The following is a 13,053-nucleotide window of genomic DNA, read 5'->3' as shown; positions in this document are numbered from 1 at the left end:
AATCATGGCAAAGGCATTTCAAAAAATATATACGAAGATTACCCAGATTACAAAAGCTACTTGTTCGGTGAAAGCTACCGATGTGGGTTATGACGAATTGGCAACCGTCGAGGGTCGTCTTGCACAGGTTGTGAAGATTATAGGAGACGAGGTTACGCTTCAAATTTTTGAGGGAACGGAAGGGATACCTTCAAATGCCGAAGTGGTTTTTTTGGGTAAGGCCCCATCTTTAAAAGTTGGAGACCAGTTGGCCGGCAGATTCTTCGACGCCTATGGCAATCCTATCGACGGTGGCCCTGTGCCCGAAGGCGAAGAACGGCCCATTGGTGGCCCCTCTGTAAACCCCGTGCGCAGACGACAACCGTCGGAGCTGATCGCAACCGGTATAGCAGGCATCGACCTCAACAACACGCTTGTTTCAGGACAAAAGATTCCTTTCTTTGCCGATCCCGATCAACCATTCAACCAGGTTATGGCAACGGTGGCCTTGCGTGCCGAAACCGATAAAATAATTTTGGGAGGCATGGGGATGACCTATGACGATTACCTGTACTTTAAAAATGTGTTTAGCAATGCCGGCGCTTTAGACCGAATCATTTGTTTTATGAATACTACCGAAGATCCGGCCGTAGAACGATTACTCGTTCCGGACATGGCGTTAACTGCTGCCGAATATTTCGCTGTTGACAAAAACGAAAAAGTACTGGTCTTGTTATCCGATATGACTTCCTACGCCGATGCACTGGCAATCGTATCAAATCGTATGGATCAGATTCCTTCGAAAGACTCGATGCCGGGTTCGCTTTATTCCGATTTGGCTAAAATTTACGAAAAAGCTGCTCAGTTTCCGACGGGTGGATCCATCACTATACTCGCTGTAACTACTCTTTCGGGAGGCGATATCACGCATGCCGTTCCCGACAATACGGGATATATCACCGAAGGCCAATTGTTTTTGCGTCGGGATAGTGATGTGGGTAAGGTCATCGTCGATCCTTTCCGTTCGCTTTCGCGCCTGAAACAATTGGTTCAAGGCAAGAAAACACGTGAAGATCATCCTCAGATTATGAATGCTGCTGTCAGACTTTATGCCGACGCCGCCAATGCCAAAACGAAACTCGAAAACGGGTTCGATCTCACCGATTACGATGAGCGTGCGCTGGCTTTTGCTCGCGATTATTCCGAATATATTCTTTCGATCGACGTTAATTTAAATACAACCGAAATGTTGGACAAAACCTGGAGTTTGCTTTCCAGGCATTTCAAGCCCGCAGAAGTCAATATGAAACAAGAATTGGTCGAAAAATATTGGACTAACTGATTGTGTTATTTTCCGAAGTTTTCACTCTTTTATCAGATGGCAATCAAATTTCAATACAATAAAACGTCGCGGCAACAACTCGAAAAACAGCTAAATGTAAGGGTTCGGGCATTGCCTACGCTGCAAAGCAAGGAAACCGCTTTGCGTATGGAAGTGAAAAAGGCAAAAAACGAAATGAAGCTGCTTGAGAAGGAACTCGAAGAAAAAATCCACTCCTATGATAAGATGGTGGGCTTGTGGACAGAATTCGATGCTTCGCTTGTCAGTATTAAAGATGTTCATCTCTCGAGACAAAAAATAGCCGGTGTTCCTGTTCCGTCACTCGACAAAGTGGATTTTGAGGTAAAGCCGTTCAGTTTATTCAATCAACCTAAATGGTTTTTGGACGGAGTTCAAACTCTCGAAACATTGGCCGAAATAGGTATCAAGCGCGATTTTTACGAATTGAAATTAACGAGATTGGAGTTTGCGCGCAAAAAAACTACGCAAAAAGTCAACTTGTTCGAAAAAGTTCAGATTCCCGGTTATCAGGATGCTATTTTGAAAATAAAACGTTATCTCGAAGATGAAGAAAATCTCTCGAAATCGTCTCAGAAAATCATGCGTGCCCATCAGGAACAACGTAAACAGGAAGGGAACAGCCTATGGTAGCGAAAATGAAAAAATTTACCTTTTTGGTATTTTATAAAGATTATGAAGTGTTTCTCAACGATCTGCGTGATCTGGGATTGATTCACGTTGCCACCAACGATAAAGTGGTTTCCGACGATGAGGCATCTCTATCGCTTGTAGCAAAACTTAAACAATTGCAGGAAACAAAAAAAGTATTAAATAAAGCACGGGATAAAAAAAACGATCAAACACTTCATCCTGCCGATATCGAACGGGGATTTCAGTTGATTGATGAAGTCGATGGCATTCAACAGAAAAAAGCTTTGCTTCAACAACAATTGCAGGTTGCCACAAAAGAACGCGATGCGATAGCACCTTGGGGCGATTTTGATCCTCAGATACTGAAAAAAATATCAGATAGCGGCTATAAGATTCATTTTTTTGTTGTTCCGAGTTCTCAATATAATCCTGAATTGGAGTCGAAATTAGATGCAATTCTTATAAAGAAGGAAGCTTCCAAAACATATTTTATTACCGTTACAAAGAGTGATGTTCCCATTGATGAGCTCAATATAGAGGAAGTGAAAATACCCGAAGTTTCGCTCAGCAAACTTAATGGGTTGACAGATTCGTTGAAAGATGAAATGCGACAGCTCGAACTGCAGATGACGCAGTTATCGGCTGATATTCCTTCACTAGATGTAGCGATCAAACAAGTTGAATCGGAAATTACTTTTGCCCGTGTGAAAAGCAGTGGCAATAAGCTTGCTGACGATAAATTGATGCTTTTGCAGGGATGGGCTCCCGAGGACAATATGAACGAGATTTCGCAATATCTCGAATCGAAAAATGCCTATTTCGAAATTTCTGATCCCGCTCCGGAAGACGATGTTCCCATCAAATTTAAGAACAATAAGTTTACGAAGCTTTTCGAGCCGATAGCCGAAATGTATATGTTGCCCAAGTATAATGAGATAGATCTGACTCCTTATTTTGCACCATTCTACATGATATTTTTCGGATTGTCGCTCGGCGATGTCGGATACGGATTGTTTCTCTTTCTTGTGTCCACTGTCGCTGCAATTTTCATGCGGAAAACCCTTTCGGCTAATCTAAGAGGGATGCTGACATTGGTGCAGATTTTGGGCGCTTCGGCGTTTTTCTGCGGTTTACTGACCGGCGGATTTTTCGGATTTCAGATTTACGATATGCAACTACCCGTTTTTCAAAAACTGAAATCAATCGTTTTTCTCGACAACAATCAAATGTTTATCCTCTCTCTGGTGCTTGGGGTTGTACAGATACTGTTTGGTATGATTCTTAAAGTCTTTAACAGGATACGTCAATTTGGATTTGTGTATGGTTTAGCCACAATAGGGTGGTTTGTATTGTTGGTAAGTATGATTATTTCGGCGTTATTGCCGAAAATTATGCCTATGTTCGGCACATTGCATCTGACAATAATCGGGATATCGGCCATATTCATCTTATTTTTCAATTCGCCGGGTAAAAATTTATTCATGAATTTTGGATTGGCGCTTTGGGATACTTATAATATGGTCACAGGCTTGCTTGGAGATGTGTTGTCGTATGTGCGTTTGTTTGCACTCGGATTGTCGGGAAGTATATTGGCAAGCGTATTCAATAGCCTTGCTGCCGGAATGAGCCCGGACAATGTAATTTTGGGGCCGATAGTTGCCGCACTGATATTTATTGTGGGGCATGCCATCACTATATTTATGAACACTTTGGGCGCTTTTGTTCATCCGATGCGTCTCACATTCGTAGAATTTTATAAAAATGCCGAATTTTCGGGAGGAGGAAAAAAGTATAGTCCTTTCAGAAAATTATCATAGAATATATCGATTCAATTAACAACAATAAAACAATTTAGAGTATGGATACAAATTTGTTATTAGCCTATTTGGGCATAGGCCTGATGATTGCGCTCTCCGGAATCGGAAGTGCTTATGGAGTTACTATTTCGGGAAATGCTGCAATAGGAGCTTTAAAGAAAAATGAGAGTGCTTTCGGAAATTTTCTTGTATTGACCGCACTTCCGGGAACACAAGGCTTGTATGGTTTTGCAGGATATTTTATGTTCCAAAATATTTTTGGGGTTCTAACGCCTCAAATAACTGCCATACAGGCAGCGGCTGTTTTTGGTGGAGGATTGGCAATGGGATTGGTAGGTTTATTGTCAGCTATCCGACAGGGACAAGTATGTGCCAACGGTATAGCCGCTATAGGACAAGGACACAATGTCTTCGGAAACACGCTTATCTTGGCCGTATTTCCCGAGCTTTATGCTATCGTAGCCTTGGCAGGAGTATTTCTTATAGGTAGTGCAGTAGCTTAGTTTGAAAAAGAGAGCTGTGTTATCAACTAAAAAAAGTTGTTTCAAAAACCAGTTTGAAACAACTTTTTTAGTTTTGTCGGGTGAAATTGTCGTTGCAATTATCAATGGATACGTTTAGTTGCACATTGCGGAAGAAGTTTTGAATTGCCCGTGAGCGCTATTGACCGACAGAGTGACACTCCGCAGTGAGTTGGATATACTCCCGAAGGATCGCAATCCTTCCGTACTCGTAAAGTACAAAATGGCGGTTGTTCGATTAATTGTTTACAACGTTCTCCCTTCTCATGTTCTTGGTTCGAAGAAAGGGTGATCTTTTACGGCGAGAAACTCGCGATCGAGCAGTGCCTGTTCGCTATTTGAAAGAGGAGATCCTAAAATTTCGTCGATATGATCGACACAGAATGCGAAATCGCGAAAGTCGCCCGGCGGAATTATTACGTCTGCACCGCTTTTGAAAGTATATTTCAGGGCAGCAACTCCGAAAGGAACATCTGACACATCAATGGGTTTACACCAGGATTTAGGGTATGCTTTCCGCTCCTCTTGGTTGATCCAACTGCGATGAATGAGGCCTTTGATGGCGATAACGCCCATATCGTGTTTTTTTGCGGTCTTTATTGCTTCGGTACTCCATCCGTCACGCATGATCATTTGCCAATTGGTAGGGAACATCATCGTGTCGAAATCATACATCGAAATGGCGCGAATGGCCTGTGTTTGCGAATGTGCCGAAAACCCGACTTTGCGAATACGTCCTCGTTGTTTTTCTTTTTCGATCATTTCCATAACCCCTCCGGGACCGAAAGCTTGATCTACGTCGTCGGGTGTAGTCAGACTGTGAAGTTGATAGACGTCGAAATAATCGGTGTGAAGCATTTTCAGCGATTGCTCAAATTCCTTTTCTGCGTCCACCCGTTTGCGCTGTGTTGTTTTGCAGGCCAAATATTTGTCTTTCCGGTAGGGTTGCAGCGAAATTCCGAGTTTTTCCTGTGCATCGCCATAAGAAGGAGCGACATCAAAATAATTGATGCCACGATCGATTGCCCAGGCGACATAATTGTTCGAAGCCTCCTGTCCGTCTTGCCTCGAAATAATACCACCGTAAAGAACAGGAAAAACTTCAAATCCGGTTTTGCCAAGCTTGCGTTTTTTTACTTCAGGAATTTTCTGATTTTCAGCGAGGGTAACGGATGTTTTTCCTGTTATCCCCAAAGCTATTGCTCCCGTAACGCTCCGTTTGATAAATTCTCGCTTGTTCATTGGCTGTAATTTTTAGTCCGATCGTTTATTATTTTTTGGAAATACGGTATAATCTGCCTTCGTCTGTTACTGCATAAAGAGCACCATCCTTGCCTTCGGCCACATCGCGAAAGCGTTGATTCTCATTGGCAAGCAACCGTTCTTCTCCCACCACTTTGTGCTCGCGTATGACAAGTCTGGCAATATGCTTGCTGCTCAATCCCCCGATAAACAAATTGTTTTGCCATTCGGGGATGATATCGGAACTATAAAACGTCATTCCGCTTGGAGAAAGCACCGGATCCCAATAATAAATCGGCTGCTCCATTCCTTCTTTTTGGGTGATGCCTTCGCCCACCGGTTTGCCGCTGTATTCGAGACCGTAAGTTATGACAGCCCACCCGTAATTTTTTCCCGCTTCAATTAGATTTAGCTCATCGCCTCCGCGGGGTCCCATCTCGCTGAGCCATAACTCATTCGTTTCGGGATGAATGGCCAGTCCCTGAGCGTTTCGGTGACCGTAAGAGTAGATTTCGGGCATAGCACTTGTTACGCCTATAAAAGGATTGTCCGGTACCGGTTTCCCTTCGGGAGTAATATGGATTACCTTTCCGTATCCGTTATCGAGAAGTTGTGCCTTAGGGCGTGTGGCCAGGTCCGAGCGTTCGCCGGTAGAGACGAAAATATTGCCGTTTTTATCGAAAACTATGCGGCTACCAAAGTGCATGCTGTTATCAAAATAGGGAACAGCTCGGAAGATTGCCTGAAAGTTTTCGATTTTGGTTTCATCGGTCGAAAGTTTTCCTTTTCCAACTGCTGTAAGCGAACCTTGAGGCTTTTTTTCGGCAAAGGTAAAATACAACATTCGACTGCTTTCGAAATCGGGAGCGGGAGCCACATCAAGCAAGCCACCCTGACCCCGGTCATCCACTGCAGGAAATCCTATAATCGGATCACTGACCGACCCCTCGGCAGTGGCAATACGCATGGTTCCACCCTTTTCGGTTATAGCCAGTCTTCCATCAGGGAGAGGAGTGACGCCCCAAGGTTTCGATAACCCTTCGGCAATTATTTTCACTTCGTAAGGTGTAATGGTTTTTACGCCTCCGATGCGCGTTTGTCCTTCAAATGCCGGAGCATAATTGGTATTTGCCGGTTGAGTTTCTACCGGAGGAAGTGTACCAATTTGTCCATTCGTGGTTTTATCCTTTTCTTGGGCCTGGCAAGATATGGAAACTGACAATAGGATGAAAAAGATAAGAAAAAAAGTTCTCGGTTTCATATTGAAAGTATTTTTTCGATATTACTTATAACATTGCATAAAACAAATGGTTTATGTGTGAGATGTTAAAAGAGGAATCGTGTCCGAACTTTCACTTGCAACTTTCCAAAATTTGGCGAATAATTTTCGAATTCACATTATGATTTTCGCCCAAAAAATAACCTCTTTTGCTGAAGCGTTCTTCGATGATTTTGATGGTATCATCGCCAATGTTCACTTCGGATAAACGGGTTGAAAGACCTAACGAACGATAAAAATCTTCGGTTTTTTCGATTGCCTTGTCGGCGCGCTCGTTTTCCGAACCTTCGGTAATCCCGAAAACCCGTTCGCCATATTGCAGCAGTTTGGCTTTTTTCTGCTCTTTGAGCACGCGAAGCGTACCAGGCATAACAATAGCAAGCGAATGTCCATGAGTGATTCCATGTAGAGCCGTGAGTTCGTGCCCGATTTGGTGAGTCGTCCAGTCTTCGGTGACCCCCATGCGGATGAAATCGTTCAATGCGAGTGTGGCGGAAAGCATGTAATCGGCCATCAGATCGTAATTAGTGTGATCGTTTTTGATTTGTGGAGCAATTTCGATAACGGTCAATAGCAATCCTTCGGCCCAGCGATCCATAATACGTGACTGTCCGGGAGTAGTCATATATTGCTCCATGACGTGCGTGTAGATGTCCGAGAGTCCGCATGCGATTTGATAGTCGGACAACGAGTAAGTAACTTCGGGATCGAGAATGGAAAATTCGGGATAATTTTTGCCCCCAAATCCATATTTCTCGTTTGTTTCGGCACGCGAAATGACGCCACCCTGATTCATTTCCGATCCGGTAGCAGGCACAGTCATAATTGAAGCAAACCGAATTTGCTTATCGGCATAGCCCGAAAGTACAATTTCCCAAGCATCTCTTTCGTCCGCTATACCTGCAGCGATAAGTTTGGTTCCATCAAGTACCGAGCCGCCTCCAACGGCAAGCAAAAAATCGATTTGATTTCGTTTGCCTTCGTCAATAGCTTTGCGCAGTGTTTCTACATGAGGATTGGGCTCAATTCCCCAAAATTCGATGTATTCCCGACCTTTCAATGCTTCTTTCACTTGGTCGTACACACCGTTTCGTTTGACGCTCCCTCCTCCGAAAGTGATCATCAATCGGACATTGTCCGGAATCAATTCGGGTAATTTAGCGATTTGTCCTTTTCCGAATACCAGTTTGGTCGGATTTTGAAAGATAAAGTTTTTCATATAAATAAGTTTTATTGTGGATTGATTATTTCGATTTAGAAAATTGAGCCTTCATCAGCAAGCCAACGAGTGAGTGCAGTAAAAATGTTTTCGTTTTCTTTCTTTTTTATGTCCATTTTCGACGGCGCTAAAACCTTTAATCCTTTTGGCACGATTTTAACGTGAATTTCACGATCTGTACTTACAGGTTCACCATCGACGTGCATAATGCCGGGATGTGATCGTTTGATGACGAGATTACTCGTGATCAACGTAATCATCTTGCTGTTTTTATCTATATTTTTGGTGAAAAGCTGTAGTGTGGTTTGAGGTATTTCGAGCGCGTTCAGTGGCTTGAGTATCGACACGTTCATTTTGCCATCTTCTAAATTGGCTCCCGGTGCAATGAAAGCATCGTTGCCATATTGTGATGCATTGCCACAAGTGACGATAAAAGCACGTTCTTTTATCGAACCTTCATCGTAGATTATCTCATAATCTTCCGATTTGAAATCAATCACACTTTCCAGGACATTACGAACATAGCCGAGAGGACCTCGCTTTTTTTCGTCGGCAAATTTTTCGCTTACAAATGCGTCGAATCCTACTCCGCAAGTAGTGAAGAAGATGTGGTTATTGGCAACACCATAATCAATTATACGTGTATGATTGTCGCGTATGATTTCGATAGCTTTTGGTGTATCCATAGGAATGCCCAGCTCTCGCGCTAATCCGTTTCCCGATCCCGAAGGAATGATGCCCAGCGTGGTGTCGGTATCAACCAGAACACGAGCAACTTCATTCACAGTGCCGTCGCCTCCGACCGTGATCACAGTGCTGACATTGTTGTTTATGGCTTCCCGTGCTATTTCGGTGGCATGTTCGGGATAGCCGGTGATGCGAATTATCACATCGAACTGTCGCTGGTCGAAAGCGCCTGCTATCATTTCGGGAATATTCTGTTTTGATTCGCTACCCGAAACCGGATTAATGATCACATAAATAGGCGACTTTTTCATAACGCACATCTTTATTGCAAATTTAGCATAAAATAGAGCAGCATTTTGTTTTTAACGTTCTTTTAGTTGCCCTTTCTGTCGTGGTTACTTACTTTTGCATTCTATTTAAAATTGATTTTGAGATGAAAAGACCCGACGGATTGATTTTTGATATGGATGGAACGCTTTGGGATAACGTGGATACCTATGTGAAGTGCTGGAATATAGGACTTGAGAAGACCGGTCATGACAAAAAAGTTACGCGTGCCGATATTCGCGCCCTCATGGGCAAAGAAGCCCGATATATGTTGAATACTATTTTACCCGGTGCGAGCGAAGAGGAGCAAAACGAATTGTTTAAGGCGGTGATCGATGCCTATTTATCGATGCAGGGAAGTATGACTCCCCGCGTTTTTCCCGGAGTGCGGGAAGGATTGGAAAAACTTTCGAAGAAATACAAACTTTATTTGGTAAGTAATTGCGAAGAAGGTGGACTGGTGAATTTTATGAATTACACCAACACGCGATCGCTTTTTTTGGATTATGCCGAACATGGCCAGAACTTTCAACCCAAAAGTGTGAATATGCAGTTACTCATCGAACGGAACGGTTTGCAATCACCGGTTTATATCGGCGATACCGATTCGGATAGCCGCGAGGCGGCAAAAGCCGGAGTGCCTTTTGTTTTCGTTACGTATGGCTTTGGAACGACCGACCGGTATGTTTTGAAATTCGATTCGTTTCCCGAGCTGACAGACTATTTCATGAACCTTTAAAGTGGAAACAAGGATGCAGGGCACTTTTATTTTGATAGTTATTGCTGTGTATTTGGGATTGTTGATGCTCGTGTCTTATCTTACCAGTCGTAAGGGATCGGACAACGATGCTTTTTTCCGAGCCAACAAATCATCAAAATGGTATGTGGTGGCGGTGGCCATGATTGGAACATCGATTTCAGGTGTTACCTTTGTTTCCGTTCCCGGAATGGTTCGAAATCTCGACATGACCTATATGCAAATGGTTTTCGGGTTCTTTTTTGGTTATTTGGTCATCGCCTACGTGCTTTTGCCATTGTATTACCGCCTCAATCTGACAACGATTTATGGATATCTTGGTCAGCGTTATGGTGAAAAATCGTATAAATCGGGAGCTTGGTTTTTTCTTGTTTCTAAAATTGTAGGAGCGGCGGCACGTCTCTATCTGGTTGCATTCATTCTTCAATCGCTTGTTTTCGATCAATGGGGAGTTCCTTTTGTGCTGACTGTTGTCGGCATTATTTTGGTGATTTGGCTTTATAGCAATAAAAGCGGAATAAAAACCATTATATGGACGGATTGGCTTCAAACATTACTATTTCTTGTGGCATTAGTATTGATTATTTTTTACGTTTCAAAAGAGATAAATATGAACATCGGAGAAATGGCCGTTGCCATCAAAAATAATCCGCATTCGCGTATGTTTGTTTTTGACGATTGGGCAAGCACACAGAATTTCTTCAAGCAGTTTTTCAGCGGCATGTTTATCACTATCGTGATGACGGGGCTCGATCAGGATCAGATGCAGAAGAATCTTACGATTCGCAACCTGAAAGATGCACAGAAAAATGTGGTTTCGTATGGGCTCGCTTTTGCGCCGATCAACTTTTTGTTTTTGTGTCTGGGTGTTTTACTTCTGATTTTTGCGCAGCAAAAGGGAATCGAGCTTCCCGCCGTTTCGGACAATATTTTGCCGATGATTGCCAGTCAATACTTGGGAGAAGTTGTGTTAGGCGTATTTGTCGTCGGCATTGTAGCAGCCGCTTTTTCGAGTGTCGATTCTGCATTGACAGCACTCACAACCTCGTTTTGTGTGGATATTCTCGAAATGAAAACCGCGAATAATAATTCCGATCTCGAGAAGCAAAATATCCATACACGTCGGCTTGTTCATATAGGAATCAGTACCGTATTTGTGATTATAATCCTGATTATCGATGCTATTGGCTCGGATAGTATTATTACGGCGATTTATAAGCTTGCGTCCTATACTTATGGGCCCTTGCTCGGGTTGTATGTTTTTGGACTTTATACGCGATTAAAACCTGTGGATAAGTACGTTCCTTATGTAGCGGTGTTGGCTCCGATTTTGTGCTTTGCTTTCGAAGTGGCAATGAAAAAATTTGCAGGATATATTGTTGGTTATGAATTGCTTTTAATGAACGGACTACTTACCGGATTGGGTTTGTGGCTGCTTTCTGTTCGACGTAGCGATCAGATGGTTCGCCAATAATGTTTATCGAGAAAAAATAAATTCAGAAAAAATACATTCGTTATGATTATTAAAACGGCAGAATTTGTGATTAGTAATACCGATTATCGAAAATGTCCACAGGAGGGCAAACCGGAGTATGCTTTCATCGGACGATCCAACGTCGGGAAATCATCGCTTATCAACATGCTTGCCAACCGAAAAGGCTTGGCAATGACTTCATCTACTCCGGGTAAGACGATGTTGATCAATCATTTCGTGATTAACGACGAATGGTATTTAGTGGATTTGCCCGGCTATGGTTATGCCCGCAGGGGAAAGGAAAATCGTGAGCGTTTGCGTGCAATCATCGAAGATTATATATTGGAGCGTGAGCAAATGACAAACCTGTTTGTTTTGGTGGATAGTCGACTCGAACCGCAGAAAATCGATTTGGAGTTTATGGAATGGTTGGGCGAAAACGCTATTCCGTTTGCCATCGTATTCACCAAAGCCGATAAGTTGGGAACCGGCCGCTTGCAAATGAATATCGAAGCTTATCGGGAAAAATTGCTCGAGACCTGGGAGGAACTGCCTCCGATTTTTGTTACTTCTTCTGAAAAAGGGCAGGGCAGAGACGAGTTGCTCAATTACATAGAAGCTGTCAACAAAAGCTTGAAAAACTCATGAGGCAGACAGCTCCCTTATTTTGCCTGTCTTGTTTTTATTTTCCTTAAATGCCCACAGCATCCCTAAAGAAATCGAGTGATTCGAAAATGAGTTTTTTGTCGGCATGCTGGTCAATTTTCACATTTCCAATTTCTGACAGCAACGTAAAGTTAATGGCTCCTCCTTCGTTCTTTTTGTCGTGAGTCATCATACGATACAATTCTTCATAATCGTCGCACGTAATGTTGAAAGCACCATAATGCTGATGAATGAAACGTGCAGTTTTTTGCAGTTTTTCTTTCGGAAATTCACACAGGCGGTGCGAAAGATACAGCTCTGCAATCAATCCCCAAGCCACGGCATATCCATGTGGAACGGGTTGCATTTTTTCGAGGGCAAAACTTTCGAAAGCATGGCCGACGGTGTGTCCCAGATTCAGTGCTTTACGTATATTTTGCTCGAAAGGGTCTTTTTCGACAATGCGTTCTTTGATGGATACGGATCGGAAAACCAATTCGAGCATTTCTTCCCAATGAATGTCTGTCAGCTGAAAATCAAGAAGTTTTTCCCAATCGAGTTGCGAGTGAATAAGTGCATGCTTAATCATTTCGGGATATCCCGAAAGGATGTCTTTAGGCTGAAGCGTCGTGAAAAATGTGGAAGCAATAATTACATATTCCGAAGGATAAAAAGCGCCGATTTCGTTTTTCAATCCCATAAAATTGATGCCGGTTTTTCCGCCTACGGCCGCATCCACCGCTCCGAGAATAGTGGTGGGTATATTGATGTATTTAATTCCGCGTTTAAACGTGGCTGCCGCAAATCCACCCAAGTCGGTAACCATTCCTCCGCCCAGATTGATTAAAAGCGAATGGCGACTGGCTCCGTTTTCAGTGAGGAACTGCCACACGCGTTGCAGGTTTTCGATGGTTTTGTTGGTATCGTCTGCCGGAATGACCACTTGTGCCGCATTTTTCACCGATTCCAACGGTTCGATGACAGGAAAACATAGTTGAGAGGTATGCTCGTCTGTCAAGACAAATAACTTGTCGTGATGAATACTTTTGATCACCTTTTCGAGATCGTCGGCTATGTGACTGCTTTTGATGATTTCTTGCATGGAATAATGTT

12 protein-coding genes are annotated in these 13,053 nt (G+C 43.1%); 7 read left to right on the top strand and 5 right to left on the bottom strand.

The window, feature by feature from the left end; translation table 11 throughout:
* Window position 1 precedes the first annotated feature (1 nt).
* Genes EJN84_RS01820 through EJN84_RS01805 form a run of 4 tightly spaced genes read left to right on the top strand, consistent with a single transcriptional unit; the run spans window position 2 to window position 4,292 of the window.
* Entirely contained in the window at window positions 2–1,321 is a 1,320-nt protein-coding gene (locus EJN84_RS01820; RefSeq protein WP_129593816.1) for a V-type ATP synthase subunit B, read from the top strand.
* 36 nt (window positions 1,322–1,357) lie between these two features.
* Window positions 1,358–1,972 (top strand): V-type ATP synthase subunit D, encoded by a 615-nt coding sequence (locus tag EJN84_RS01815; RefSeq protein ID WP_129593815.1) that lies wholly within the window; start codon window positions 1,358–1,360, stop codon window positions 1,970–1,972.
* A complete protein-coding gene (locus tag EJN84_RS01810; protein ID WP_129593814.1) occupies window positions 1,966–3,789 on the top strand; it encodes a V-type ATP synthase subunit I in 1,824 nt (607 codons plus the stop codon). Before EJN84_RS01815 ends, EJN84_RS01810 begins: the two co-directional genes overlap by 7 nt.
* 41 nt (window positions 3,790–3,830) lie before the next feature.
* Window positions 3,831–4,292: a V-type ATP synthase subunit K gene (locus tag EJN84_RS01805; protein ID WP_129593813.1), complete on the top strand. Its 462-nt coding sequence runs from the start codon at window positions 3,831–3,833 to the stop codon at window positions 4,290–4,292.
* Window positions 4,293–4,574: 282 nt separating this feature from the next.
* Here the strand turns inward: EJN84_RS01805 and EJN84_RS01800 are convergent, their stop codons facing one another.
* The 4 genes from EJN84_RS01800 to EJN84_RS01785 all read right to left on the bottom strand — a co-directional run bounded on the left by EJN84_RS01800 (window position 4,575) and on the right by EJN84_RS01785 (window position 9,048).
* Window positions 4,575–5,552: an aldo/keto reductase gene (locus tag EJN84_RS01800; RefSeq protein ID WP_129593812.1), complete on the bottom strand. Its 978-nt coding sequence runs from the start codon at window positions 5,550–5,552 to the stop codon at window positions 4,575–4,577.
* A 28-nt stretch (window positions 5,553–5,580) separates the two neighbouring features.
* Complete coding sequence (locus tag EJN84_RS01795) at window positions 5,581–6,813, bottom strand: PQQ-dependent sugar dehydrogenase (protein ID WP_129593811.1); 1,233 nt, start codon at window positions 6,811–6,813, stop codon at window positions 5,581–5,583.
* Window positions 6,814–6,904: 91 nt separating this feature from the next.
* Window positions 6,905–8,050 carry an iron-containing alcohol dehydrogenase gene (locus EJN84_RS01790; RefSeq protein WP_129593810.1) on the bottom strand — a complete coding sequence of 382 codons (1,146 nt, stop codon included), beginning with the start codon at window positions 8,048–8,050 and terminating at the stop codon, window positions 6,905–6,907.
* A gap of 35 nt (window positions 8,051–8,085) precedes the next feature.
* Window positions 8,086–9,048, bottom strand: a complete 963-nt coding sequence (locus EJN84_RS01785) for a diacylglycerol/lipid kinase family protein (RefSeq protein WP_129593809.1) — start codon at window positions 9,046–9,048, stop codon at window positions 8,086–8,088.
* Window positions 9,049–9,170: 122 nt separating this feature from the next.
* Between EJN84_RS01785 and EJN84_RS01780 the strand changes: the two genes are divergently transcribed.
* From EJN84_RS01780 to yihA, 3 genes are read left to right on the top strand one after another with little or no spacing between them, the layout of a single operon-like run.
* Window positions 9,171–9,803, top strand: coding sequence for an HAD family hydrolase (locus tag EJN84_RS01780; RefSeq protein ID WP_129593808.1), 633 nt, complete (start codon window positions 9,171–9,173; stop codon window positions 9,801–9,803).
* A 13-nt stretch (window positions 9,804–9,816) separates the two neighbouring features.
* Window positions 9,817–11,295, top strand: a complete 1,479-nt coding sequence (locus EJN84_RS01775; RefSeq protein ID WP_129593886.1) for a sodium:solute symporter — start codon at window positions 9,817–9,819, stop codon at window positions 11,293–11,295.
* A 42-nt stretch (window positions 11,296–11,337) separates the two neighbouring features.
* A complete protein-coding gene (yihA, locus tag EJN84_RS01770; RefSeq protein WP_129593807.1) occupies window positions 11,338–11,943 on the top strand; it encodes a ribosome biogenesis GTP-binding protein YihA/YsxC in 606 nt (201 codons plus the stop codon).
* 43 nt (window positions 11,944–11,986) lie between these two features.
* On the opposite strand, the gene aroB is transcribed toward yihA, so the two are convergent.
* Window positions 11,987–13,042: a 3-dehydroquinate synthase gene (gene aroB, locus EJN84_RS01765; RefSeq protein ID WP_129593806.1), complete on the bottom strand. Its 1,056-nt coding sequence runs from the start codon at window positions 13,040–13,042 to the stop codon at window positions 11,987–11,989.
* Between the last annotated feature and the right edge of the window lie 11 nt (window positions 13,043–13,053).

Source organism: Seramator thermalis (assembly GCF_004138125.1).
Classification (GTDB): domain Bacteria; phylum Bacteroidota; class Bacteroidia; order Bacteroidales; family Dysgonomonadaceae; genus Seramator; species Seramator thermalis.
Note: the sequence above shows the minus strand (reverse complement) of the source record. Positions and strands in the feature narration are given on the sequence as shown.